At 39.4% G+C, this 25,758-nt stretch carries 25 protein-coding genes and 1 other RNA gene; 1 reads left to right on the top strand and 25 read right to left on the bottom strand.

What is annotated here, in order from left to right; genetic code table 11:
- Positions 1-58 precede the first annotated feature (58 nt).
- From mdh to PSR12_RS07695, 25 genes are all read right to left on the bottom strand, one after another.
- Positions 59-1,006 (bottom strand): malate dehydrogenase, encoded by a 948-nt coding sequence (gene mdh, locus PSR12_RS07815; RefSeq protein ID WP_016991928.1) that lies wholly within the window; start codon positions 1,004-1,006, stop codon positions 59-61.
- Positions 1,006-1,374: a BMC domain-containing protein gene (locus tag PSR12_RS07810; protein WP_274772473.1), complete on the bottom strand. Its 369-nt coding sequence runs from the start codon at positions 1,372-1,374 to the stop codon at positions 1,006-1,008. The genes mdh and PSR12_RS07810 overlap by 1 nt, the downstream gene beginning before the upstream one ends.
- A complete protein-coding gene (locus PSR12_RS07805; protein ID WP_004269324.1) occupies positions 1,367-1,651 on the bottom strand; it encodes a EutN/CcmL family microcompartment protein in 285 nt (94 codons plus the stop codon). Before PSR12_RS07805 ends, PSR12_RS07810 begins: the two co-directional genes overlap by 8 nt.
- Positions 1,652-1,687: 36 nt before the next feature.
- Positions 1,688-2,557, bottom strand: a complete 870-nt coding sequence (locus tag PSR12_RS07800) for a phosphate propanoyltransferase (RefSeq protein WP_274772470.1) — start codon at positions 2,555-2,557, stop codon at positions 1,688-1,690.
- A gap of 12 nt (positions 2,558-2,569) precedes the next feature.
- Positions 2,570-3,160, bottom strand: a complete 591-nt coding sequence (locus PSR12_RS07795; RefSeq protein WP_016991932.1) for a phosphate propanoyltransferase — start codon at positions 3,158-3,160, stop codon at positions 2,570-2,572.
- 142 nt (positions 3,161-3,302) lie between these two features.
- Positions 3,303-3,581 carry a BMC domain-containing protein gene (locus PSR12_RS07790; RefSeq protein WP_274772468.1) on the bottom strand — a complete coding sequence of 93 codons (279 nt, stop codon included), beginning with the start codon at positions 3,579-3,581 and terminating at the stop codon, positions 3,303-3,305.
- Between the two features lie 20 nt (positions 3,582-3,601).
- Entirely contained in the window at positions 3,602-5,092 is a 1,491-nt protein-coding gene (locus tag PSR12_RS07785; protein ID WP_274772465.1) for an aldehyde dehydrogenase family protein, read from the bottom strand.
- A gap of 15 nt (positions 5,093-5,107) precedes the next feature.
- Entirely contained in the window at positions 5,108-5,758 is a 651-nt protein-coding gene (gene eutL / locus PSR12_RS07780; RefSeq protein WP_036077522.1) for an ethanolamine utilization microcompartment protein EutL, read from the bottom strand.
- Between the two features lie 11 nt (positions 5,759-5,769).
- Complete coding sequence (gene eutC, locus PSR12_RS07775; protein ID WP_274772462.1) at positions 5,770-6,780, bottom strand: ethanolamine ammonia-lyase subunit EutC; 1,011 nt, start codon at positions 6,778-6,780, stop codon at positions 5,770-5,772.
- 9 nt (positions 6,781-6,789) lie between these two features.
- Positions 6,790-8,160 (bottom strand): ethanolamine ammonia-lyase subunit EutB, encoded by a 1,371-nt coding sequence (locus tag PSR12_RS07770; RefSeq protein WP_128568210.1) that lies wholly within the window; start codon positions 8,158-8,160, stop codon positions 6,790-6,792.
- A 5-nt stretch (positions 8,161-8,165) separates the two neighbouring features.
- Complete coding sequence (locus PSR12_RS07765) at positions 8,166-9,587, bottom strand: ethanolamine ammonia-lyase reactivating factor EutA (protein ID WP_274772459.1); 1,422 nt, start codon at positions 9,585-9,587, stop codon at positions 8,166-8,168.
- 17 nt (positions 9,588-9,604) lie between these two features.
- On the bottom strand, positions 9,605-10,105 hold the full coding sequence (locus tag PSR12_RS07760; protein WP_016991937.1) for a EutP/PduV family microcompartment system protein: 501 nt from the start codon (positions 10,103-10,105) through the stop codon (positions 9,605-9,607).
- A 10-nt stretch (positions 10,106-10,115) separates the two neighbouring features.
- The gene (gene eutS, locus PSR12_RS07755; RefSeq protein WP_004269314.1) at positions 10,116-10,457 is read right to left on the bottom strand and encodes an ethanolamine utilization microcompartment protein EutS; all 342 of its coding nucleotides are present in this window, start codon (positions 10,455-10,457) and stop codon (positions 10,116-10,118) included.
- Positions 10,458-10,483: 26 nt separating this feature from the next.
- Positions 10,484-11,728 carry an ethanolamine utilization protein EutH gene (gene eutH, locus PSR12_RS07750; RefSeq protein WP_036077540.1) on the bottom strand — a complete coding sequence of 415 codons (1,245 nt, stop codon included), beginning with the start codon at positions 11,726-11,728 and terminating at the stop codon, positions 10,484-10,486.
- Between the two features lie 83 nt (positions 11,729-11,811).
- On the bottom strand, positions 11,812-12,390 hold the full coding sequence (locus PSR12_RS07745) for an ANTAR domain-containing response regulator (RefSeq protein WP_036077542.1): 579 nt from the start codon (positions 12,388-12,390) through the stop codon (positions 11,812-11,814).
- Positions 12,383-13,843: a sensor histidine kinase gene (locus PSR12_RS07740; RefSeq protein ID WP_274772453.1), complete on the bottom strand. Its 1,461-nt coding sequence runs from the start codon at positions 13,841-13,843 to the stop codon at positions 12,383-12,385. Before PSR12_RS07740 ends, PSR12_RS07745 begins: the two co-directional genes overlap by 8 nt.
- 226 nt (positions 13,844-14,069) lie before the next feature.
- Positions 14,070-15,977 carry an ATP-dependent DNA helicase gene (locus tag PSR12_RS07735; protein WP_221680697.1) on the bottom strand — a complete coding sequence of 636 codons (1,908 nt, stop codon included), beginning with the start codon at positions 15,975-15,977 and terminating at the stop codon, positions 14,070-14,072.
- Between the two features lie 85 nt (positions 15,978-16,062).
- Positions 16,063-17,199, bottom strand: a complete 1,137-nt coding sequence (locus PSR12_RS07730) for a THUMP domain-containing class I SAM-dependent RNA methyltransferase (protein ID WP_274772451.1) — start codon at positions 17,197-17,199, stop codon at positions 16,063-16,065.
- Positions 17,200-17,202: 3 nt separating this feature from the next.
- Positions 17,203-18,948, bottom strand: coding sequence for a GGDEF domain-containing phosphodiesterase (locus tag PSR12_RS07725; RefSeq protein WP_274772449.1), 1,746 nt, complete (start codon positions 18,946-18,948; stop codon positions 17,203-17,205).
- A gap of 484 nt (positions 18,949-19,432) precedes the next feature.
- Positions 19,433-19,813: RNase P RNA component class B (gene rnpB / locus PSR12_RS07720), an RNA gene on the bottom strand.
- A gap of 60 nt (positions 19,814-19,873) precedes the next feature.
- Positions 19,874-20,170, bottom strand: a complete 297-nt coding sequence (gene gpsB / locus PSR12_RS07715; protein WP_004269307.1) for a cell division regulator GpsB — start codon at positions 20,168-20,170, stop codon at positions 19,874-19,876.
- A gap of 121 nt (positions 20,171-20,291) precedes the next feature.
- Positions 20,292-21,542, bottom strand: coding sequence for a ribonuclease H-like domain-containing protein (locus PSR12_RS07710; protein WP_274772446.1), 1,251 nt, complete (start codon positions 21,540-21,542; stop codon positions 20,292-20,294).
- 158 nt (positions 21,543-21,700) lie between these two features.
- A complete protein-coding gene (locus PSR12_RS07705; protein WP_274772444.1) occupies positions 21,701-23,968 on the bottom strand; it encodes a DEAD/DEAH box helicase in 2,268 nt (755 codons plus the stop codon).
- Complete coding sequence (locus PSR12_RS07700) at positions 23,943-24,326, bottom strand: YppE family protein (protein WP_274772442.1); 384 nt, start codon at positions 24,324-24,326, stop codon at positions 23,943-23,945. Before PSR12_RS07700 ends, PSR12_RS07705 begins: the two co-directional genes overlap by 26 nt.
- A 207-nt stretch (positions 24,327-24,533) precedes the next feature.
- A complete protein-coding gene (locus tag PSR12_RS07695) occupies positions 24,534-24,731 on the bottom strand; it encodes a hypothetical protein (protein ID WP_004225568.1) in 198 nt (65 codons plus the stop codon).
- Between the two features lie 381 nt (positions 24,732-25,112).
- On the opposite strand from PSR12_RS07695, the gene recU reads away from it, so the two are divergent.
- Positions 25,113-25,757, top strand: coding sequence for a Holliday junction resolvase RecU (gene recU, locus PSR12_RS07690; RefSeq protein ID WP_004225567.1), 645 nt, complete (start codon positions 25,113-25,115; stop codon positions 25,755-25,757).
- Position 25,758: the final 1 nt, after the last annotated feature.

The raw sequence follows: 25,758 nt of genomic DNA, 5'->3' as shown, positions 1-25,758 counted from the left end.
TTATTGGAAAGAAAGTTGGGGATCCTTTCGATCCATTGAAAAATAGAGTCTGTTTACTCTATTCAATGTTTTGGCAAATAGCAATTACCTGTTTCACAGCCTCTGCAGAGTGCTGAAGGGCTGTTTGTTCTTCATTTGTTAGGTGCAATTCAATGACAGATTCGATGCCATTGCCACCTAAAATAGTTGGTACCCCTAAAAAGAGATCGTGGTACCCATATTCTCCTTCTAATAGGGCAATAGAAGGGATAATTTTTCGTTGATCTTTGATAATAATTTCAACCATTTGGGCACACGCTGCTGCTGGTGCATAGTAGGCACTACCATTACCTAGTAAGCCGACAATTTCACCGCCGCCTTTACGCGTACGCTCCACGATTTGCTGTAGTCGTTCCTGAGGAATTAGTTTCTCTAATGGAATGCCGCCTGCATAGGAATAACGGATTAATGGTACCATTTCATCGCCATGTCCTCCTAGGACGAAGCCTGATACATCCTCTGGGGCGATGTGAAGCTCCTGCGCCACAAACGTGTTGAAGCGAGCTGTATCTAATACACCAGATTGACCAATGATACGATTTTTGGCAAAGCCTGTTTCCTTATGACACACATACGTCATGGCATCAACAGGATTACTCAACACAACAACAATACTATTTGGAGCATAGTGTTTAATTTGTCTTGAAACCTGTTGAATGATTTTAGCATTTGTTGTGACTAAGTCATCACGACTCATCCCTGGTTTACGTGGAATACCTGCTGTAATGACAACAATATCCGCACCAGCGATATCTTCATATTGACTCGTGCCTTTAATGGACACATTGAATTTTTCGATGGGGCCTGTTTGTAGCAAATCCAAAGCTTTCCCTTTTGTCGGGTTCTCGGCCTCTGGAATATCAACAAGCACTACATCGCCTAATTCTTTCTGTGCTAAAAATAAACTCAGTGTGGAACCAGTGTGGCCTGCTCCAATAACAGCGATTTTATTTTTACGAAATGCCATTATGCCTCACCTCGATTATCTGTCGCTGCTGTTGTTTCTGTTGTTTTTTTAGCACGCGTTGCTGCTGGTGCAGAGACAGCCCTTTTCTTTGGTGCCTCTGGTCCTTTAATCATTTTAAAGACATCTTCATCAGGTCTCGGAATGACGTGAGCGCCTAATAATTCACCAACACGCATAGCTGCTGCTTTTCCAGCCTCTACTGCGGCTTGTACAGAACCTACGTCACCCTTCACGACAATCGTCACGATGCCACCATCCACAAACTCTTGTTTGACGATTGTGACGTCTGACGCTTTAATCATCGCATCAGCAGCTTCATAAGAGCCTACTAATCCTTTTGTTTCGATCATTCCAATTGCGCTACTCATTGTCCTCACCTCTCATTACTTCCGTAGAATCAATAATACCAATGACAACTGCATCAATCGGTAACGGATTATCTTTCATGATATAGCGAGATGACCCACCACTTGTAATCAGGACATCATCACCAATACCCGCTCCTATACGATCAGCTGCAACCATTTCTGTGCGAATCGGCTGTTGATTGGAATCAATAGGTTGAATGATTAGTAGCTTTAAACCATTCAGTCCCTCTTCCTTGCGTGTTGCCCATACACTGCCTATCACTCTTCCCATTTGCATGAACTTCACCCTCTTTATGCGACACACATTGTCTAATTACTCTGAACGAATCGTTAATGTTTTATTTAACTCTCGCAGCTTATCATAAGCCAATGCTGTCACAATGGTTTTCTTTGGAACGACAATTTCTTGTGCATCGATATCGAGCACTTCTATTTGTGAAAGTAGCTTTTTGTCATAATGATAGACGGACGGTTGCTCTACTTTCTGTACGACTGGCGACTGCTCTTTCACAGTGATCATAGGTTCACTTACTTGATGATGCACGATTTCTGCTAGCGTTCCTTGTTGAATTAACCCTGCATTTGCTTCATCTGTATCAATATGCATTTCTAAGCGATAGCGCTCTGAAACACGGATAACCACATTCGATAAAATAATTGGGCGAATACCTTCTACCTTAATTTGGACAGATTGCCCATCTGCGACTTGGAATCTCGCACTATCCGCTGGGGACATATGAATATGTGCCTGTGCAATAATGAGGCCTTCATTTAACACAACACTTCCCTTTGGACCAATTAATGTAACAGGACTGGAACCTTGAATATCACCAGAAATTCTTAATGGTGGCTTCAGACCTAATTTCATAGCATCTGTCCAGCTTACTTCCACTTGGGATAAGGAACGAGCGGGACCAAGAATACGCACTCGCTCAATTGACCCTTTTGGACCTGCAATTACTACAGTTTCCTCCGCAGCAAATTGCCCTGGCTGTGAAAGCTCGAATTTCGGTGTGAGCTGATAATTTTCACCAAAGAGCTGTTCCACTTCTGCTTGTGCAAGATGGACATGGCGGGCAGAAACACCAATCGGAATTTTACCGTCATGTGGAGGGGAAGATTGATTTTTTAAGACCTGTTGCAGAACTTCTTCCACAATTTTTTGCACTAAATTTTCTTGCATCTTGCCTCCTCCTTACGATGATACTTTTATTAATTTACCCTGTGCCTGCTGTTCGATAAAACCAGCATTTGCTTCATCTGTATCAATGTGCATTTCCAGACTAAAATCATTGGAAACACGTACAACGACACCTCGGAAAGTGACAGGTCGATCACTTACAACTTCCACTGAAACTATTTCATTATTGCGTACTTCCAATGCTTTGGCATCTTCCTCAGTCATATGAATATGCGCTTGCGCAATGATGACTCCCTGCTGGATCTCTATTTCTTTGTCTTGAGAAAGTATTTTAATGCCCGCAGAATTGTCTATATCACCTGATTGGCGTAAAGGTGGTGTCACTCCTAGCTTCATGGCATCAGTGCGGCTTACCTCTACTTGGGTTGCTGGTCTTACAGGTCCAAGGACACGGACATTATGAATAACGCCTTTAGGTCCCTCAATAGAGACGCGCTCTTTTGCAGCAAATTGCCCTGGCTGTGATAAGTCAAAATCTTTCGTTAGAGTCGCATTTGGGCCAAAAAGTGCTTGTAAATCCGCTTCACTTAGATGGATATGACGAGCCGAAATGGCCACTGGAAAAGTTTTTATTGCTGTTGTCATGTTAGCCACCTCTTTATTTTATGGATTGATATTATCAGAACAAGTTGAGAGCTGTTCTAAAGTTAGATCCAGCTCTCCTCTATAAATGGTAGTTATTTTTCCATCTATAGCGTTGGGAATTTTCTATCCAAAGAATATGAAATTATGCTTCTGCTTTTGGTAGAATCATTTCTAATTCGTGGTGTGGACGTGGAATTACATGGACAGATAATAGCTCTCCTATACGTTGTGCTGCTGCTGCCCCTGCATCTGTTGCTGCTTTTACTGCACCTACATCACCACGTACAAGAACTGTTACGATCCCGCCACCAACATGAACTTTTCCTACTAAATTAACGCTTGCTGCCTTTACCATTGCGTCTGCTGCTTCAATTGCTCCTACTAAACCTTTTGTTTCTACCATTCCTAATGCTGTACTCATTTGTCATTCCTCCAAATAATTTATTTATTTTGTAATGTGATTTGTTTTAATACTTGATCGACAATTTGCTGAACCATTGTTGTATCTAGAGCAGGCTCTTGTGAAACTACCGACTCAACAACGGACTGTACTTCGAATTCCGGTTTTGGCACTTCGACATCTTTAATGCCATACGCCATACGTTTGATATTTAATAAATGTCTTGCTGTAATGTTGTCTGACGTAATATTGCCGCCAAATGTCCCACAGCCTAATGTAAAGGATGGCGCTAAGCCCGTTGTGCCACCTACTGCACCAATTGAGGATAATGTATTAACCACAATCCGTGATACTGGTAATTCAACAGAAAATTGCTCTGCTAATGCTGCATTTTCAGTGTGAATTGAGCATGTATGTCCGCGTCCTCCAATATTTAGTAGGTCAATCATCACCTGCTTGGCTTCTGTACTGTTTTCCACAATATAAAGCGCAAAGATTGGTGATAGTTTTTCAAGAGAAAACGGAATATTTTTACCAATCATTGTTTCTAAGCCCACAAGAACTTTTGTATCGTCTGGTACTGTAATACCAACAGAATCTGCTAGGCAAGTAGCTGATTTACCAACAATCTGGGGATTAACTTTCCCAGGAACTGGCGAGATCAATTTTTCCATTTTAGCTTTTTCTTCGGCATTTAATAGATAGGCACCATTTTTCTTTAATTCTGTTTGCACTTGCTCTGCAATCACCTTATCCACAATAATGGCTTGCTCTGTTGCACAGATTGTGCCATTATCGAATGATTTACTTTGCACCAATTGACGTACAGATTTTTGAATATTAGCCGATTTTTCAATGTAAGCTGGTACATTTCCTGGCCCAACCCCATAGGCAGGTTTGCCAGAGCTATAGGCCGCCTTTACCAATGCACCACCACCCGTAGCTAAAATTAAATGAATGTTTGGGTGCTTCATTAGCTGCTGTGTTGCCTCCATGGAGGACATTGTTAAACATTGTAGTAATCCTTCTGGCGCACCTGCTTTTTCAGCAGCTACTCGACAAATATCCAAAGCCTCTTTTGTACATTTCACTGCATATGGGTGTGGACTAAGCACTAACCCATTTCTCGTTTTTAAAGAAATAAGTGTCTTAAAGATCGCTGTAGAGGTTGGATTTGTTGTTGGTACGATACCAGCAATGACACCGAAAGGACTTGCAATTTCAGCTACTTTTTTCATCCGATCATAGCCCACAATACCAACTGTTTTTAATTCTTTAATATCTTCATAGACATCTCGTGAAGCAACTTCATTTTTCATCTTTTTATGGTTAGGAATACCCATTCCTGTTTCTTGCACAGCCATTTTTGCTAAACGCTCTGCTTCCTTAAAGGCAGCATCCGCGACAGCCTTTACAATGTTGTCTACTTGTTGCTGAGAAAATTGCATATAGGCAGCCTGTGCTGTATTAGCATGTTTAACGGCATCTCTCATTTCCTGAATCGCTAATAAGTCTTTGTCTAATGTGGCCATAAAGCCGCCTCCCTTCTAGATCACTGGGTTTCTAGCTATATTTTCAATAGCTTCTCTGAATGCATGTGCCGCAGCCTCGCATGAAGATTGACTGCCAGTTAATAAGCCGCCCCCAAAATTGGTTTCAGATGGAGGACCAAAGAAAACCTTTAGCTCAACATCTGCAGCCTTTAATGCTGCATCTAATCCAACAACCGCTTCAAGCGGCGGAGCAATTAAATAAGCAAGTGGGGTGCCAACCTTTACATCTGCAAGCTCTGCAAGATACGTCCCACAGCTTGCCACGGTATGGGCAAACAAGGCATGATTGTCATTATTATTAATGGCTTCAAAATACGTATCAAATTCAATTTTTTGTTGAATGGCATCAAGACCACTACGAATTTCATCAGGTGAGCTTCCAGCAATAATGCCAATCACTTCACCTGACAATGGACCAGACGCATGTGCCGCTCCCGCATAAAAGCTTTTTGCATAGACAACATCGACATCTGCCTTTTTCGTCGCCTCGTCTAAGGCTACGTAGCCAACATCGTCGATTGTCAGTGTGACAAGTCCAATGCTATGATGATGTGGCTTTAAATCTAACTGCTCTGCTAGTTCACTGTTGACTCTTGGAATGGTTTGCATCGCCAAGATTTGCGCCATAATTTTTTGAGGATACATATTTCAGCCTCCTAACCTTCTTTTGCGACAAGCTCTACGCCACTTGCCTGATAATGCAGGATTTTTTCTACGACTGTGCCAAGATAAGCGCCCGCTTCTAATGGTGGGATACCACCCTTATGGATATTTGAAATTACCATACGTTCCGCTTCCACTGTCCCAATTCTTGGCTTGTAGCATAAATATGCACTCATTGATTCTGCCGATACGAGCCCTGGACGCTCACCAATTAGGTAAACAATAACCTCTGCCTGTAGCAGCTCACCAATCTCATCCATTAAAGCAACACGCCCTTTATCGATATAGAACGTAGTACCGATGTCAATATTTAAATTGCTAAGGCTTTGCTGAAGGGCTAAGTAAACATCTTGAACATTCTCTTCAATCGCACTTGCACTCAAGCCATTCGAGATAATAATCTGAACCTTTGGCTGTGGTTTACATTTTTCCTGAATCAATGCCTTTGATTCCTCTGATAAACGACGCCCTAAGTCAGGTCTTGTAATGTATTCCTCTTTATCTGTGACTTTCGTAGTGACCTGAAAGACATCAAGCTTTTGTAAAAGATCTTCTGACACTTCGCCATACACAGCATCTACCGCAGCAGCATGATCGAGTCGGAATTTTAACCAGGTTTTCGTTTTCGGTCTTGTCCCCGCTCTCCCTACACCAATACGAGCAGGTGTATGTTTCTTAGCAGCCTGTACACTTTCAGTTAACGATTCTTCCTCAAACTGAAAGGGCTTGATGGGCACAGCGTCATTTACTGGTTGGTTGAAAGTAGTAGAAGCAAACGTTGTTACTTCCTGGGGAGCTCCATGCTGATACAGCTGAATTAATGGCTCCTGTGATGTTGCTGTAGCTTCTGTTGTTCCTGAAGAACGATTTTCCACTGTATCATAAAATTTAATAAGTGGTTGTTCTGTTGAAGTAGCAGCTATTTCAGGTGCTTGACTACCAGTACTTTTCTCCATCTTCTCCATGACAAGCTGTGTAATCATTGAAACTAATTGATCATTCACTTGACTCACCTACCTTTCAAAAATGGATAAATCGCCAGCTCTTGCTGACAGTCGACCATTTTCATAAATGCCCATTTTCTCTAACCATGCTAAATACTCTGGTGCTGGTTTTTTACCAAATGTTTGGAGTAATGTAGCCACATCATGGAAGCTCATCGATTGATAGTTGAGCATCACATCATCGCCCATTGGCGCAGCAATAATAAAGTTAACGCCAGCTGCTGTCAGCAATACACTTAAATCTTCCACATCATTTTGGTCTGCCTTAATATGGTTGGTATAGCAAATATCTACCCCCATAGGAATACCATGCATTTTGCCCATGAAATGATCTTCAAGACCTGCTCGAATTACTTGTTTATTGTTGTATAAATACTCTGGGCCAATAAAACCAACTACTGTGTTCACAATATAAGGATTAAAATGTCTAGCAAATCCATAATTGCGCGATTCCAGTGTTACTTGGTCAATGCCCATATGTGCCTCTGCCGATAGTTCTGAGCCTTGACCTGTTTCAAAGTAGAATAAATTTGGGCCAGTACCTGTTCCTTGTTTTTTAATGAGCTCCTCTGCTTCTCTTATTAAATCAGCAGATATACCGAACGAACGGTTAGCAATTTCTGTCCCTGCGATACTTTGGAAAATCATATCTGCTGGGGCGCCTTGTTTAATTGCCTTCATCTGTGTTGTAATATGAGCCAATACACAGTTTTGCGTAGGAATAGACCAATCATTGATGAATTCCTTTGTAGCCGTAAGCACTTTTTTGACACTTTCAACTGAATCATCTACAGGATTAATGCCGATAACAGCATCCCCAATACCATAGGACAGTCCTTCTTTTAGAGAGGCGATGATGCCATCAATATTATCTGTCGGATGATTTGGCTGTAGACGAGATGACAGCGTCCCTTTTTGACCAATCGTAATATTACACGTTGAAAGTATTTCAACTTTATTGGCTGCGTGCACAAGATCTAAATTGGACATTAGTTTTGTAACAGCAGCAATAATCTCGGAATTCATCCCTTTACTTAAACGCTTTAATTCACGATCACCCGTGTCATTTGATAAAATGTATTCACGTAGCTGCTCGATGCTCCAGTTTTTGATTTCTCCATATATTTGCTCATTAATATCGCCCTCAATAATGCGTGAAACCTCATCATTTTCTTGTGGCACTAATGGATTTTCGCGGATATCTTTAACTAAAAGCTCACTTAATACTGCCTTTGCTGCGATTCGTTGTTGAACCGTCTCAGCGGCAATACCTGCTAGCTGATCGCCTGATTTTTCTTCATTGGCCTTAGCCATAACATCTTTTAATGATTTAAAATTATATTTTTCTCCACCAAATATCATCGATAAGTTCACATTCATCCTCCTTACTTTGAATGGAAGGCAAGGGTCTTTACCACAACAGGAACAACGCCAGATGGCAGAACCTCTCCAATGTCGATGTAATCGCCCGTTTCCACTTTAATTTGATCGATGCAAATAATTGGTACTGTCGCATTTATGGCTTGTATGGTCTGTCCAATAATCTTTGCATAATCTGATTGAATGACTATGATAATTGGTATGTCCTTAGAGCATCTTGTCGCCAAATGTAGCAAAATGGCCTGACACAATGCATGTACATCCTGAAAGCTTAAATACGGCAATTCACTAAAATAAAGTGCAAATGGCGAACGATTGTCCTGTATAGAAAATAAATCATTTGCTCTCTCTACTGCTGTCTTCACTGTCGGGTTAAAGTCTGTTAAAGGATCTATATGACAATTGAAGACAGGTACATTTTTTAGTGGTAACACTTGTGCATCCACCTGAATGGTTGCCCCACTGATTTCAGTGGTTTGTGTACCAGCACCCGTCACTGTTGCACGTGCTGTTTCCTCTGGTTGTAACCATAAAAATGATTGTAGCTGTTCATGCTGTTGTAGCATTTTCGCTAATTTTTCACCAATATCATCATATTGACGCTGTGTACATTCATTTTCATAAATACAAGAGGCCACACCACCCGTAAAAACGATGGCATCCACAGGTTTATGCCAGTTTGGTAAATGCCCTAGTAATAATGGATGCTTTTCATCTCTGCATTGCCCATGAAGAATCATGGCAAGTGTTTGCACCATTTCTTCAATACAATGTGTCACTCGAATATCTTCGGCCGCATCACCGACCGCTAACGGATTAGCCCATCGTTCCATCAATCGCATGAGTGGCGGAGAAATTGATTGAATCTTGCCATCCTTAAACTCAATCAATCTACCACCAACATGTAAGGTACATGTACCAATGATCTCTCCAAATTGCATAACAGCAATATTCGCTGTCCCTCCACCAATGTCGATATTGGCGATGACTTTGGATGTATTCTTTGATTGCTGTAAAGTACCTGCCCCTTTGGCAGCAATGATGCCCTCTAAATCAGGACCTGCGGTAGCAACTAAAAAATGACCTGCGCCATCAGCAATGGTATGGACAACCTCACTTGCATTTTCCTTCGTGGCTGATTCACCTGTAATGATGATGGCCCCTGTTGCAATATCAGATGGAGCAATTTGTGCCAATTGATACTGTTGAGAAATAAATTCCTCTATCTTTTTCATATCAATGATGTCTTTATTGATAAAAGGTGTTCTAATAATTGGACTTTGATGCAACACCGTTTTCTCAATAATTTCAATCCTTGGCACATGTGTTATGCCAGCCACATTCTTTAACAGAAAACTACTGACAACCATTTTTGTGGTACTTGTCCCAATATCAATGCCTGCACTAAATATTTTTTCTGTTTTCACCCTACACCTCCCTCTCGCTACTGTGAGCAATACATGAGATACGGACTATCGCTTTCCTTAACAAATTGTCGAATTTCTTCATTTGTCTTGAGTTGAATCAATGGTTCAATCAATTCAATGCCAAGCTTTTGCCAGGAAGAGGTTTGCACGATAGGGCCCTGCGTCATAACATTTTTTAATAAGGTGGTAGCCCTTTCTACATCTGCATCAAGGGCATCAATCTTGGTAATCACACCTATTTGTATTTTGGGAATCCCTAAGCTGAATTGCGGAGGGAATACACTCCTTGCTGATGTGGCATCCTGCAAGTAAATCACATGGGTTACTTCCAAAGATGTTGCCATAATATTTCTGTAATACATTGGATTTTCAACATATTCACCTGGTGTATCAACAATCCAGTCATCATAAACGAGTGCTTGTGTTTTGTTGGCACTGCTTTCTTTGCCCAACAATGTATTCATCAATGTTGACTTTCCTGCTTGCACACCGCCTATTATCATTACTCGATTTTTCATATGACACATCCTAAGATTTTGTTATTTTTGATGGTGTATAGCCTAATACCTCGGATAAAAAACGATTGATTTCCAACATCGCCATTTCTACCTCTGACACACTACCAACAATAACGAGACTACCTGTAAAACGATCTAAAAACCCAAGTTTGACATTGGCAGCCTTTGTTGCTAAGTCCCCTGCAATAATTACCGTTTCACTTGGTGTACAAGTCATAATGCCAAGTGCACCTGCTTCTTGGATACCTAGCTTTTGAAACATTTCTGGATCAGGATTGGCAATAAGGTGACTCAATGTTAGCTGTTTACCCGGCACAAACTCCTGAATAAATCGTTTTTTCTCTTCACTCACACGTCATCACCTCACTTTTTAATCAATTAAGATTTTTGATCTGTTAAATACTCGCCTTCTTTGATAATGCCAGCCTTGCGATCTTCAATTTCCAACCTTAATGCAGTTGGTACTGAAAGCTTATAGGCTAAAATAATCGCAATAACACCCGCTAAAAATTTCCCTGCAATAACAGGTAAAATAATAGTTGGCTGGAAGTTAGCCGTGAATGATAAGTGATCACCTAATAAGAAGGCCGAACATACACCAAATGCAATGTTAATCACTTTGTCTTTTGGTGGCATATGGCGAATGAGTGTAAACATCGCTAAAATATTTGCAATCGTTGCTAAAATCCCAGCACTTCCTACAGAGGATAAGCCTAATTTTTTACCAGCTGCTTCAAGTGGCTTGGAAGCATACTTTCGAATTAGATACACCATTGGGAAGGCACCCGCTAGCATAATCCCGATATAGCCGGCTGTTTCTAATGCTCGGAACTGGTCGATTTCATCAGCCATGATTGGATCGAAGCCCCACGCACCAAAAATCTTTGTAAAAATACCTGTAAAAATTTCAACAATAGAGAACACTAACACCAGTTTAATTCCCGCATCCATTACACGACCGAAGACCATGAAGCCAGTAATCATGCCGTTTGGAATCAGCTTTAAGCCTAGTGCGATTAAGATAACGAAAATGAATAAAGGTAGTAAGTTAATTAATATTTGTAAAACAGAAATGGCAAATACATATGTAGGCGCCTCTGTTGTACTAATGACTTCACGTACTTCTGTGTTGAATAGCACAATCATGATGGAAGAAATAAATGCACCAATCGGGATTGTTAATACGCCAGCCATAATTCCTAGCGCCATATATTTATGATCACGCTTATCCAACATCGCAAGACCCATTGGAATCGAGAATACGATAGTAGCACCTGACATAAAACCAACAACAAGAGCCATTACCCATCCCTCATAAGACTCCTTTAACGCATTGGCTAATTGGTAACCACCCATGTCCGAGGCTAAAATCGTCGTCGCTGCGATCGCAGGATCTGCACCAATTAACTCAAAAATCGGACTAATAAAATGACTAATAAACCATGTTAAGTAAGGTATAGCTGCCATGATCCCTGCTGCTGGAACAAAAATATGACCAACCGTATGAATCCCATTCATAAATTCTTTCCCAATTCCATACTCAGCATCTCGGATAGCTCCGATTGCCCCTAAAACAGCACAAATCATAATAATATAAACGATAATCGTTCCTATCATTGCCATCTTACTCATCACCCCTTTTTTATTTATAAATTTATATAAAAAAAGGCACTTTAAAGAAGAAATCTCTTTAAAGCGCCTTTGCTTCAACTATTGACTTGTAAGTTGTTAATAATTTGCTGTGCAATCTGCACCATTTCCTGTTGTGTTTGCATACTTTCATTGCGAATCTTACGGTAAGCCTCGTCCTCGCTTATATTTTCAGCCTGCATCAGCAAGCCCTTCGCTCGTTCAATGACTTTTCGCTTATCTAATTGTGTTTGCTTATGTAAGATCTCCCCATTGAGACGGTTGAATTTATCAATTTGATGAAAAGCAACCTCAAGCACAGGCAACACATTTTTTTCAGAAAACGGTTTCATTACATATCCTAATATATTATCCTGCTTCATGTATAGCAACAATTCTTTTTCACTATAGGCCGAGATGAAAAGAACGGGTATACCAAGCTGTTGTTCAATAATTTTACTTGCCTTTAAACCGTCAAGTTTAGGCATTTTAATGTCCATTAAGATTAACTGTGGTTTATGTAAAAAGGCTAATTCAATGGCTGTTTCCCCATTGTTCGCTTGAGCTACAACTTCGTAGCCGTTATCTTCTAACATAAACTTCAAATCAATCGCAATCAGTGATTCATCTTCGACAATCATAACTTTCCTAGTCATTTACGATAAATACCTCCTCACTTACAGGGAACTGAATTTGAGTATGTGTACCTTCATTACTAGGGATAATTGAAAATGAGCCAGCTAAATCATATTCTACAAGCCTTGTGATAATCTCCATACCAAAAGATGCCTTCACCTCTTGCATTCCAACGCCGTTGTCAGAAATATGAAGCGAAATTGTAGAATCTTCCTGAATGAATTGAATATCGATGATTCCTTCATCACGTCCGATAAACGCATACTTTAATGCATTTTGCAGTAGCTCACAAATAATGAGTGCTAAAGAGACTGCCTTTTTTGAATGGCAGAACAGCTGCAAATTTTCATGATGAAAGGCTAGTTGAATAGTTGCTGTATTAGACGTACCAATCATTTTATGACCAATTTTTTTAGCTAATGCGATAACGTCTACTCTTTCTTCAGCGTTATCTTCATTTTCTAAAATCAGCTCATACACCGATGAAATACTATAGATTCGATTTAATGCCTCTTGAAACGCACTTGCATTTGAAGCAGACAGATCATTTCGCATTTGTAAACGTAATAGACTTGTCACTGTCTGAAGATTGTTTTTCACGCGGTGGTGAATTTCTCTTATCGCAAATGTTTTCATCATTAGCTCATTTTCTTTCAGCTTAAGCTCTGTTAGATCATGAATAATGAGTAGTGTGACTTTCTCGTTATGACTGCGAATTGGAATTTTCTTTACAATAAAGGATTTACGATCAATCGTAATTTCAAGGAAAAAGACATCGTCGCCTTTATCATAGACCTCCTGTAAAAAAGGTAAGATTTTATCCAATGCTACATTGTCAAAATTTTCTAATCCAGATAGCTCTGAAATAAAATGATAGCCAGCAGGATTACTATAAATCACTTTATTTTCGTGATTTGTGAGAATAATCGACTCTACGAGTAAATCAGAAACAACTGGAATCGGTTGAGAATTTGGTTCAACAATATGCTCAATTAATGCAAAAGGCATATTCTGAAAATCATCCTTCGGTGTCGTTTGCATCTTCACCATTTTTTCCTGAATCAATACAGCAATTACTTGCTGCTGCTCATTAAAAATGGGAATGACATTTTGCTCCACCGTAATGCCTTCCTGCGTAATTGCTCTGGAAATGGATGATTTTTCTTTATGTTTAAACGCAGCAAATACGGCTGGTTCAAAACTTTCAAATACGAATTTTCCGATAACTGATTTTTCGTATAAACCAATCTCTTTCTTTGGGAATGCCTCTGCCACAACAATTGCATGCGGTAAATTCTCCAACAGGCAATCTATGAACATGTAACAATCAGTCAACTCAGCATAATACGTTAGCGTAGCCTCTATTTCTATTAACTTGTCAATATCCGTTGCCGATAGATTTGTATATTTTCTACACAATGATTGAATGTTCGACAGGTTTAAGCCCCCTATCAATGAATAGTCAGCAAGCAATTTGACTATTCTTAAAAATCTTTGTCATTATTATAAACCTTTTGTGAAATTATTTTCAATATAAAAAATATATTCTTTCACAAGATTTCGTTGCATTACAAAGAACTATATAGCTTAAAAGAGAAATATTCAACAGTTTTTTAAAGATCCATAATTTAACTACACACATAATGTTATTTCAATATAATAAAAAAAGAGCTTACCTTTTGGGTAAACTCGCTTCTTTCTATTTTATTTCTGGTACAACTGCTACTATATTTTCAAAGGCTGCACGCTGTTTTTGTTCATCTTCATTTAATAAAATGTGAATATCACCATGGTCATTCGATGTACGAATTAAGCGCCCCATCCCTTGCTGCAAGCGTAATTGCATGAAAGGTAATTCCACTTCCTCAAATGGGTTTTCTGCAAATGTACGTTTCGCATCAAATAATGGGTCCTGTGGAGGAAACGGTAAATCATAAATAATCACACGCGTTAATGCTTCCTCAGGCAAATCTAACCCTTCCCATAAATGATATGAACATAATGTTTTAACTGTTCCTTGCTGGAAGTCTCGAACAATGGCTGATAGCTCTCGATCTCCCTCAAATGCTACATACATACGTTCCATTATTGGTAATTCTGCCTTGAAGTTTAGCATGGCTTGCTTCGATTTAAATAAAATCAACGTTTGCTCGCCATCACGCAACAACTGCTGAACACGCGCTGTTTTGTCTCGTTGTGTAAGCTCATGTAAATAGATTTTCATAACCTCTTCATAGTCGAATGGGGATGGCACAGAAAATGATTGGTAATCTCGAATTCCTAAACTATAGGCAATATAAGAAAAGTCTTTATTGACCGATAGCGTGGCAGAAGAAAAGACGATTGGAAGCTTTTTAGAGAATAATTTTTCTGCTAAAACTTCTGTGATTAAACGAGGCATAATGACGAGCGTTTCTTCACCATCTGTTTCCTCTAACCAATCTACTGCATCTCCCTGTGCGATGAAAATACGCAACGAAGCCTCATATTGTTCTAAATATTCTTCTGCCATATTTAGCTCATATTCAGGAATCATGTACATTTCTGATTCAAAAACGAATTCTTCCATCAATGTTTCTACATCATCTATTAACTGCTTCCCGTAAGTAAGCAATGTTTTTGATTTGTTTATGCGTTTTCGATCTTCATTAGAAGCGACGATATCATCGCGAAGTTGATCAAAAAATAGTTCATGATCATCCTGTAATTTCTCCATTGCATACAGTGTGCGCTCGCGTACACCATCTACCATCAAGCGCTCCAGTAATTGCACAATAGTCGTCGCCTGTACTTTATAGGTCATCGCTTTTTGCGCAGCATACTCCAATAAATGTCCTTCATCCAGCACCATCATTGATACCTCAGGCAACAATGCTAGCTGACCTTCACGCTCACGAGATTCCTTTGTAGCCAAATGCTCCATTAGAAAATCTTGAGAACAAATAACAAGATCGGTTGATTTTCGATAATGAGAGCGATGCAACGTTTGCCCACAGCGATTCCGAAGATCACAAACCGAACATTGCATAATCGAATTGTAATTAACCTTTTGCCAATCCTCATCACTGACTGTTGGATAATCACTGCGTTCCCCATATGGATGAACAGCAATCATCGAACCTTGTGCATAAACACCATCAGGGATAGAAAAGGAAATATCATCAATCCATTCATCCGACTCCACTTTTTCTGCTTCCTCAAAGCGTTTTAAGCATAAATACTGATCTCTCGATTTTGCTAGACGAACATCAATATCAAGTCCTAACGTTTTTTGGAGTTTATAAATATCGCCCCCCTCTTTTACAAGTTGGTCGATTAATGTTTCATCTGCACAAGCAATCAAGGCCGGTTTCCCTGTGTAACGTGCATAGGAAATAGCTGGAAGCAAATAAGCGATCGTTTTGCCAGTTCCCACTCCCGCCTCCGCAAAGAGAACATTTTTTTCTTTTAGTGCTTGTTCTATTTGATAAGCCATAAAGATTTGCTCATCACGGCATTCAAAGCCCTTTTCTGGTAATTCATCATAAAGAACATCGCCCATCCAGTCACCTAATGAATCGAAAAATGAACGGTCCTTTGATAATGCAAATGGTAAAGATTTACGCAATTAATGTTCCCCCTCTTACTATCTGTTGCTATTATACGCGACGAAACGGAAGATAAGAAAAAATCTTATCTTCCGTTACTATTCGTTAATCTCTTTTAGACTTTTGACCCCAGAACTGATAATAATTTGTTTCAATAAAACCATTAAATAATTTACGTTTTTTCGTCGCTTGGCGTCCATATAATTCTTCAAAATTCTTCATGGAGGATAGCATATAAACAGACCAAGTTGGATAGTTTTTCATGACCTTCCCAACATCACGGATCACCTGTTCCACGACTTCCACATCACCAATACGCTCTCCGTACGGCGGGTTCCCAATCATGACACCATCCATTAACTGTGTTGTAAAATCACGTGCTTGCATTTGCTTAAACGTGATTAACTCTCCAAAGCCTGCTTCTATTGCGTTTTCTTGCGCAATGCTGACCATGCGGTGATCAATATCGGAACCAATAATTTCTAACGGCTGATCATAGTTCGCTAAACTATCTGCTTCATCACGAACCGTATCCCAGATTGCCGCTTTCATCCATGGCCATTCCTCAGAAATGAATTCACGGTTATAGCCTGGAGCTATATTTTGTCCAAACATCGCCGCTTCCAATGCAATAGTACCAGAGCCACAGAATGGGTCAACAAACGGACGATTTGGATTCCATTTTGAAATTTGTACAAGTGCAGCTGCTAATGTTTCTTTTAATGGTGCCTCACCTTGTGCCTGACGATAGCCACGCTTATGTAGGCCAGCACCAGATGTATCAATTGTTAGTGTCGCCACATCTTTTAAAATCGAAACCTCAACTTTGTAAGTCGCTCCAGATTCATCCAAAAAGCCAAGTCGCTTATAATGCTGTTTCATTCGCTCAACGATTGCCTTTTTGGTAATGGCTTGACAATCAGGTACACTAAATAATTTCGATTTTACGGACTTTCCTGAAACAGGAAAAGCAGCGTCCACTGGTAAATACTTCTCCCAAGGGAGTGCCTTCACACTTTCAAATAATTGTTCAAACGATTTTGCTGGGAATTGCCCAACGACAATCTTTACACGATCCGCTACACGTAGCCATAAATTGGTACGCGCAATCGCCGTTTCATCGCCTTCAAAATATACTTTGCCATTGTCAACGGTTGTTTCATAGCCAAGTGCTTTTACTTCTTGTGCCACAATAGCTTCTAAGCCCATTGCTGACGTAGCTACTAATTGATAGTTTGCCATAGATTATTTCCTTCCTTGATGCTCAATTTCCCAATACTCCATAAACTCCATCAATTCGTTTAATGGGAGTGGTTTGCTGTAATAATAGCCTTGGATTATATCACAGTTCATTTTACGTAGTATATCCACTTGTTGTGCTTGTTCTACACCTTCAGCAACAACTTTCATTTTTAAGCGATGGGACATTTGAATAATCGCATCTACAACTGCCTGTTTTTCATCGAGTGATCCAATATGCTGGATAAAGCTACGATCAATTTTTAAACAATCTAATGGGAAGCGAACTAAATAACTTAAGGATGAATAGCCAGTCCCAAAGTCATCGATTGAGATTTTAAAGCCTAATTGTTTTAAACGAACCAATTTACTAACTGTCTCATTGGCACTGTTCATCACCGTTCGCTCTGTCACTTCTATTTCAAAATTGTTAGCTGGCATATTATAGCGCTCTAATATTGTTTGGATCGACTCCAAAAAATTCTGCTGTTTAAAGTGAATGCTCGAGATATTAATGGCGACAGGTGTTTTCCAACCATATTGTCGCATTTGAATGACTGCCTCACATGCTTTTTCGATAATGAGCTCACTTAATGGAATGATTAGACCTGTATCCTCCGCATAAGTGATAAACTCAGCAGGTGAAACAAAGCCTAGCCTCTCGCTATTCCAGCGGACTAGTGCTTCTAAACCTTGAATTTGCTCATTTTCCATAGAAATCTTTGGCTGAAAATGTAGCTCAAATTCACGATTTTCTATTGCTCTTCTTAACTCAGAATCTAGCAATAGCACTCGTTGTGCGTCTGTTTGCAGCTCATCAAAATAGAAGGAATAGCCGTTTAATTCATTCTTTTTTGAATAAGTCATCGCTCTATCTGCACAATTGATCAGTTCTTCTGTGTTTTTACTATCAACTGGATAAACGCTAATACCAATACTCGTTGAAATAAAAACTTCCTGATCATTTATCATCATTGGCTGTTCAATACTACTAATAATTTGTTCAGCGAATTTTGCAGCCTCTTTAACATTTTTCACATTCGTTAATGTAATGACGAATTCATCTCCGCCATATCTTGCAATAATATCTTTATTTTTCAGTAATTTTTTTAGTCGATTTGCTACTTCTATTAAAATTGAATCTCCAACAGCATGGCCTAATGTATCATTAATTTGCTTAAATCGATCCAAATCTAAGAAATAGATCGCATGCTGCACTGAATGAGAAATAGCAGAAGTCGATTCCAAGAGATTATCCATTCTTTCGATATAGGCAAAACGATTGGATACATCTGTTAATGAATCCGTGAGCAAACGCTTTTCTAATTCATTTTCTACTATTTTTCTTTCAGACAAATCTGTGAAAATACCACAGTAATTTGTAACCTCACCCTCATCGTTGGTTACACAAACAATTGTTAACCATTCAGGATATACGTCTCCAGTTTTACGACGATTCCATATCTCACCTTGCCAAATGCCTTCTTGTCGTATCTGCTCCCACATCTCTAAATAGAACGGCAATTCATGTACACCAGATTGTAAAACGGCTGGCGTTTTTCCAACCACATCGTCACATGTATAGCCTGTCACAAATTCAAAGGCAGGATTAACCATTACTATTTTTTTGTATTCATCAGTAATCATGATACCTTCAGATACATTTTCGAAGATTTTAAGTATTAAGGTAGTCGGATATTTAGATATCAGTTTCAGTTTATCCGTACTTTCCCAATTGTTTACTCCGTTCATGTTTCCGCTCCATCCTATCTCTCTATACTCCCTCTCAGAAGGGCATTTACGTCAGGCCAACCACTATGTAATCTATTACGCTCGGTGTAATTGTCACTGACGCTTCTCTTTCGTGCAATGAATGCGTCCAGATTTTTCGAACTTGCTCGAAAAGCGCCTCAAGTAAATCTATGACAATCGCCAAGGCATTCTCTTGATAAACAGGTAACCATACACCTTCAACTGATAAACCATTTAAAGAGGTGGTTGTTATTCCTGGCGTTTGCTTACATTACAAAATATGTGAGCAGTCAAGATCAATACATCACATTGATGCGATAACCGTTTTCAGATGTTGTGACTTAGAAGCGGTAGCGATACTTCTCAAACGTATAGCGCATACCAAGACTTGATTAACAAGGTTACTTTTTCCTCATGAATTCAAAATAAAAGCTCTCCACCGAATTGGAGAGCGCTTGTTATTTCGTAGATAAGCATCAAAAAATTCCATAAGCCATGTTTTGTTCCTGAGTACTCAAACAGCTTGCGCCTCGTACGATCAGGTGGTAATCATCTATCTACAGAGCAAACTCTGTCCCTCTATCCGTTCAATTCCTTCTAGAGAGTGCCCCTACCATAATTTGGGTTTCTCACTCGTGGGGTTTACCTCGTTCCACCTTGCAAGTTTCCAAGCAAGCTTCGTCACTGTGGCACTTTCAGGAAGTGTCAACCATATCCAGAGGACTTAGGTCTTCCTTCCGCCGTCAGCCTTAATAGCTGCCTTACCTTATTTTTTCAGTAAGCACGAACACTACGGTCATCTCAGAACCGTGCGAGCATGGACTTTCCTCTACGACGTCTAGCGCCGCAGCGATTACCAGAATTTCGTGATGATACGAAAGATTATACTAGAGTTTTATGTTAAATACAATATAATTAACTAAATTTATTCGTACAGCTTGCTACCAAATACATGTTTTTCTAAATTAGAAAGACGTTTTAAAATATCAAAATTCGTTGTACCAGCTGCCGCTGAAGCAACCGGTTGTCTCTTAGGTGTGCTTTCAATTTCTTCTTTTAACTGTCTATTTTCTTCACGTAGTTGGGCCACCACTTTTTCAAACGTTTCATAGTCTTGAATAATTTCATCAAGAAAAGAATCTACTTCTTCTACATTGTAGCCTTTAAAGTTCTTTTTAAATTCCTTTTCAAGGATCATTTTTGACGTTAATTTAATGTCCATTCACATCGCCCTTCCTCACACTACATACACGAATACATTATAGCATACTTCATCACATTATATCGTCTGAAAATACTAATTGTAAGGCTAAACTTGTCGTTTCACGCGCTTACCCAAGAATTTATTTCTTATTTCCTAATCTGTGTAGTCTCTTTTCCCAAGAAATTTCCCATTTTTGTTTTTGTTCTACTCTCCATTGCCCATTATTTTGAATGAGACGTATGCCTTCTTGCGTATAATAAAGGGCATGCTCATAATCCTTCATTTGGTGCTCATAAAGTATGGCTAGCTGCTCTAGGGCATGTAACTTTGTTCTTGCTTCAACAAAATGAAGGGAGGCCACGAATGAGTCAATAGCTTCACTATAGCGTTTATTTTTCTTGTGCTGCAAAGCTAAATAATATTGAGCATGACCCGCTTCTAGTGCATCAAATGTCGATGTCACCTTTTCTAAAATCCTCACACTTTGTGTGCTTTCTCTTAAATCACCATACCATTTCCCAATGTTGGTGAAAGTTTTTGCCGATTCTTCATGGTCCTGCTCGAACAATAAATACGTAGAATGACTATACAGTGTGATAAGTGATAGTAAATCCCACTCATTATGGTGCAAAACCTTTATAAGAGCATCTGAAATGCCACTTTTCACTGCATCCAAATAAATAATAGGTGCGAGATGGCCTGGAATATCCCCTTTACGCGAAAAACCAAGCTTTTCTTCCTCAACAGATTTTAATTTTAAGCGCTCCATATCATTTTTCCATAAACGCTTCGAACTATGCAACAAATCGATCTGTCGCTGAGAGCGTAATTTTGGTAAGGTTTTTTGATGCAATGTCCATCGTGTTTCAAGCTGTGGCCAATCAAAGCTTTTCCCATTATAGGTAATCACAGTAGCTGACTTTTGCCAAAGCTTGGATTCAAATAAGAAGGCTGCTTCATGTGCAGGATCTGCCATAATATATTGTGTGAGGATAAAGGATTCTTCAGCTACCTCTAAAAATCCAAGCAAAAAAATATGGGTACCAACACCCTTTAAACCTGTTGTTTCCGTGTCAAAAAATAAGACGGACTCTTCCATATCGAGCGCATAAGGATGCTCAAACTCAGCATCTTGCCATTTTTTCAGGGCTTCAAAGAATGATTGCAGTTGATAATGTCCATGCTGATAGCTAAACGGATAGCTTACCTGACGCTTAAATACGATGCCGAAATCATTTTCAACAACCGTTAATCCCGCCTGTTTCCATTGCTCTGTATAGCTTGGCCTAGCAGGTTTTTGGAACGCTGGTTCTTCAACTTTTTGTTTAGCGGACATCGTTTTTTTTCCCAGCATTTTTTTCATTTGTAATATTTTATTTTCGTAAGACATGAATTTCACTCATTTTCTGCTTATTGTATAAGACATCTCTCTTGCAAGAGTATCATGATTGTTAACCTCATTCAAAATATTCTTCATTGAAAATCGATTTACCATGAATACAAACAAGAGGGTGAAAGAACATATTGGTGTTCCTCACCCTCAGTTTACTATGCCATTAATTGTTGCAGTAATTTAGCTACCTTTCCTTTTGTTTGAAGCAATGATTCTTGTGCCCCAATACAGGAAGGACAGCCTGATTCGCATGCACAATTTGTGACATGCTCATATGTTTTCATGATTAGCTCTTCCCATAGTTCATATACCTTTTCACTTAAGCCGATGCCACCTGGGTACTTATCATAGACAAAAAACGTTGGCCGCTCATTATGTGTGGCCTTCACCTGCGGTACAACGGCTACATCACTACTATCACACTGAATAAACAAAGGAATGAAGGCATTCATCGCGTAGGCTACCCCAGTCATAGCATCTGTTAGCTCTTCCTCTGTCCATTTATCTGGTGCAGTAAACGATAGCCACGAAGCACTTGTATGCATTTCATCTGGTGGCAAATGTATAGGTCCTGAGCCAATATTGTCATGTGTGCCAAAGCGTATTTTCTTGAAAATCGTTGCTTGTGCAACTAAGCCAACATCGCCAAAGCAAATTGTACCACCTGCATATGAACGGCTACGATCTTCCTCTAAAACTTTCATTTCAACTGCTAGATTGGCATCTGTATAATAATCAACATCTACTTCACGTACATAGGCTTTCTTTTCTTCCCAGTCAAGCTTCTCTACTTGGAACTGAATACCTTGGTGCAAGTAAATGGCTTCTTCATGCAAGAGTGTCATGGCACTATGTCGATCCATTTCACCAATAACCTTTGTCTGTGCAGGAATGGTAAGATCAATAATGACTACATTTTCTTGTGACGCTGAACGTAGGCTAATATCATGCGCCGGGAAACGATCACTCATCCAATGCCATTTATCACTCGTCTTAAAAACTACCCCTTCCTCTGCTAAATACTCCAACAATTCCTGTATGTCATATTCTCCATACATATCGCCTGTTGAAAAAGGTAGCTCGAAGGCAGCACATTTCAAATGATCCATTAAAATCAGCATATTTTCTGGATAAATACGTGCTTCCTCTGGTGTACTGCCTAGTAAAAATAGTGGATGATTGACCACATACTGGTCCAACGCGGAAGATTGCGCAACATAAATAATCAATGCCTCATCCTGACGTCTCCCTGCACGTCCTGCTTGCTGCCAAGCACTCGCAATATTTCCTGGGTAACCTGTCATAATACATGCTTGTAATTGACCGATATCGACACCTAATTCTAATGCATTGGTGCTAACTACTGTTTGGATTGTCCCATCACGCAAGCCTTTTTCGATGACACGTCGCTCAGATGGCAGATACCCACCTCGATAGCCACGTACAGATTCATCGAGCAGCTTATTACGTGTAAGTTCCTTTAAATAGGTTACAATCATTTCTACGCGTACCCGGCTTTTGGCAAAAATAATGGATTGAATGCCAGCCGTGTACAACCTCTTAGCTAAATCACTTACCTCTAATACAGCACTTCTACGCACGCCAAATGTTTTATGAATAATCGGCGGATTGTAAAAAAGAAAGGTTTTCTTACCAACTGGAGCACCCGAATCAGCAATGAGCATGTGTGATTCATTCGTTAGCAGCTCAGCAAGCTCTTTAGGATTTTTAATGGTAGCGGATGTACAAATAAACACAGGTTTACTCCCATAAAACTCACAAATTCTTTTTAATCTCCGAATAACATGCGCCACATGGGAACCAAACACACCTTTGTATGTATGCAATTCATCAATCACAATATATTGTAGATTTTCAAAAAGTGAAACCCATTTTGTATGATGCGGCAAAATCCCCGAATGAAGCATATCAGGATTCGTCATCACGATATGCCCTGCCTTACGAACCTTTTGGCGAATGCCTGGAGCCGTATCTCCATCATAGGTATAGCTTAAAATCTCCTCACCGCTTTGCTCAATAAGTTCATTCAAATCATTTTTCTGGTCCTGTGCCAGTGCCTTTGTTGGAAATAAATAAATGGCACGTGCATTTTTATCCTCCATTATTTTTTGTAGCACTGGCAGATGATAGCAATAGGATTTACCTGAAGCAGTTGGTGTAACCGCAGTAAAAGACGTACCACTCTGTGCCAAATCAAATGCCTCTCGCTGATGGGTATAAAGCTGCTCAATACCCCTTGCCTGTAGGGCTTTCACTAAAGAGGGATGTAAATCCCTAGGAAATGGTGCATAGTTAGCTGGACGCCCTTCTAATGTTTGCCAATGCAGGATACGCTCTTTAAGTTCTTCATCATATCTCCACTCATGTAAAAGCTCACTAATCGTTCGTTTCTTCGATAGCATCCGTCTCTCCCTCCTTAACTAATCGTTCAAATATTTTCAAAGTATAGGAAGTTGAATGAATGGCATCTAAAAAACGTTTTTTACTTGTTTCTTTATAAAAAGATTGCACAACAAATTGCTCCATCGATTCAACGACTGAAGCAATTTGTTGCGTATGCATGTATTTTGGTCGATTTTTTTGAATCCATTTATTGGCTTCTTGCTGCCATTCCTTCAAAAGTTGATGGATTTCATCTGCATGTGGCTTTACCTCTTGAAAAAAAACAGGTGTCCGATCTTCCTCACGCATTTGCCAAAAACGTGAAACACACTGATCACATTCATCTATTAATTTGGATGTTTGCTGGATAACTAACAATTTTGCACCTCATCTCTCAACAATTACACATAGCAAATATATTTCATAGTGACGGCATATACATGGTGAGTATGTTTTGTTTTGCACGTCAGCAATGGAAATATCACTGTTTATGACACCTATTTACCACACCCTTATGGAAAATAATGTATCAATCTTCATGCTATTGCGTTAGTTCAATTGCTTATGAGATAAGTGTACCAAAGTCTATGATTTTTCACTACTAATAGGCGAACAAGCATTCTTTACTTGCCAGTTCTTTTCTGCTAAGCTTACTTTCTGGCTAACCGCTTTAAGTTGCATAAAAAAATGCAAACTATGAGCATTGTTTTCCAGCGACACTCTCGTGAAAAGTAATTGATTGACCAGATCTAACTGCGCAACTAATTGTTCTAACTTGTTCAAAATAACGCCTCCTTTGCTTTAACTTTAGTATTCCTCGTATGTATAGAATTACCTTCATGCGTGACAAAATAAGCGTAAGTTAGCTGAAAGAAGAAGATTTTCGATAAAATTTTAATAGTGAACCTCTGACAAAAAAAATCGTCATGAATGAAAGGTCACTGTGTGAGTATATTTTCATCCCAATGACCTACTTAAATTTATCAGTTATTTTGGCGATTCTAGTAAGAATAAAGCTGGCGATTTTTCGACGCAAATTATTCCTACTTACCATTTGTTTTCTATTATTCTAGTAACAATTTCATGAATGATTGAGGTAGAGAACAGCTATTAAAACATGGTAAACTAGTGGATAGAAAAGCAGTAAGGTAAAGGGTGAGCTTAATGACAATTCGTTATCCAAACGGGAAATTGTATACCCCAAATGCTTCTGTACAGAAAACAGAAAAAAAGAGTAAAAACAAAGATTTATCTTTTAGTAATCGTGGGAAGACGCTAGAAGATGAAATTAATGAAGCAAACGACTATTATATAAAAAGGCGACTTGCTATCATTCATAAGAAACCTGTTCCTGTGCAAATCGTCAAAGTAGAGTACCCTTCACGAAGTGCTGCAGTCATTCGTGAAGCTTATTTTCGAACACCCTCTACAACCGACTACAATGGTGTTTGGAAAGGGCATTATATAGATTTTGATGCAAAGGAAACTGCTTCCAAAACAAGTTTCCCCTTAAAAAATATTCATGAGCATCAAATGACACATATGCAGCAAGTGACGGAACAAAATGGTGTGGCTTTTATTATCGTTCGTTTTTCTGCTTTTGAACGATATTTTATTGTGCCATACAAAGTTTTACAAAAGGCCTGGCAAGCAATGGAAAATGGCAATCGTAAATCGATACCCTTTTCGATTATCGAAGAAGAGGCATATGAAATTCCTACGAGCTATTATCCGCGTATCGATTATTTACCCATTATCCAACAATTGATTGATGCAAAATGCTACGGGTCTGAAAGTGAGGAGAAATAAG

The sequence above is a fragment of the Lysinibacillus sp. G01H genome (assembly GCF_028872195.1).
Classification (GTDB): Bacteria; Bacillota; Bacilli; order Bacillales_A; family Planococcaceae; genus Lysinibacillus; species Lysinibacillus capsici.
This window is presented reverse-complemented; position numbering and strand designations above follow the sequence as displayed.

Coding starts and splice junctions, on each gene's coding strand:
- PSR12_RS07785 (WP_274772465.1), bottom strand. CDS start 5,092: ATGGCCACATTAGACAAAGACTTATTAGCGATTCAGGAAATGAGAGAT.
- PSR12_RS07805 (WP_004269324.1), bottom strand. CDS start 1,651: ATGCAAATGGGAAGAGTGATAGGCAGTGTATGGGCAACACGCAAGGAA.
- PSR12_RS07760 (WP_016991937.1), bottom strand. CDS start 10,105: ATGAAAAATCGAGTAATGATAATAGGCGGTGTGCAAGCAGGAAAGTCA.
- PSR12_RS07795 (WP_016991932.1), bottom strand. CDS start 3,160: ATGACAACAGCAATAAAAACTTTTCCAGTGGCCATTTCGGCTCGTCAT.
- PSR12_RS07705 (WP_274772444.1), bottom strand. CDS start 23,968: ATGCTATCGAAGAAACGAACGATTAGTGAGCTTTTACATGAGTGGAGA.
- PSR12_RS07810 (WP_274772473.1), bottom strand. CDS start 1,374: ATGAGTAGCGCAATTGGAATGATCGAAACAAAAGGATTAGTAGGCTCT.
- PSR12_RS07790 (WP_274772468.1), bottom strand. CDS start 3,581: ATGAGTACAGCATTAGGAATGGTAGAAACAAAAGGTTTAGTAGGAGCA.
- PSR12_RS07745 (WP_036077542.1), bottom strand. CDS start 12,390: ATGACTAGGAAAGTTATGATTGTCGAAGATGAATCACTGATTGCGATT.
- mdh (WP_016991928.1), bottom strand. CDS start 1,006: ATGGCATTTCGTAAAAATAAAATCGCTGTTATTGGAGCAGGCCACACT.
- PSR12_RS07800 (WP_274772470.1), bottom strand. CDS start 2,557: ATGCAAGAAAATTTAGTGCAAAAAATTGTGGAAGAAGTTCTGCAACAG.
- PSR12_RS07725 (WP_274772449.1), bottom strand. CDS start 18,948: ATGAACGGAGTAAACAATTGGGAAAGTACGGATAAACTGAAACTGATA.
- eutH (WP_036077540.1), bottom strand. CDS start 11,728: ATGGCAATGATAGGAACGATTATCGTTTATATTATTATGATTTGTGCT.
- gpsB (WP_004269307.1), bottom strand. CDS start 20,170: ATGGACATTAAATTAACGTCAAAAATGATCCTTGAAAAGGAATTTAAA.
- PSR12_RS07770 (WP_128568210.1), bottom strand. CDS start 8,160: ATGAATGTGAACTTATCGATGATATTTGGTGGAGAAAAATATAATTTT.
- PSR12_RS07710 (WP_274772446.1), bottom strand. CDS start 21,542: ATGTCTTACGAAAATAAAATATTACAAATGAAAAAAATGCTGGGAAAA.
- eutL (WP_036077522.1), bottom strand. CDS start 5,758: ATGTATCCTCAAAAAATTATGGCGCAAATCTTGGCGATGCAAACCATT.
- recU (WP_004225567.1), top strand. CDS start 25,113: ATGACAATTCGTTATCCAAACGGGAAATTGTATACCCCAAATGCTTCT.
- PSR12_RS07730 (WP_274772451.1), bottom strand. CDS start 17,199: ATGGCAAACTATCAATTAGTAGCTACGTCAGCAATGGGCTTAGAAGCT.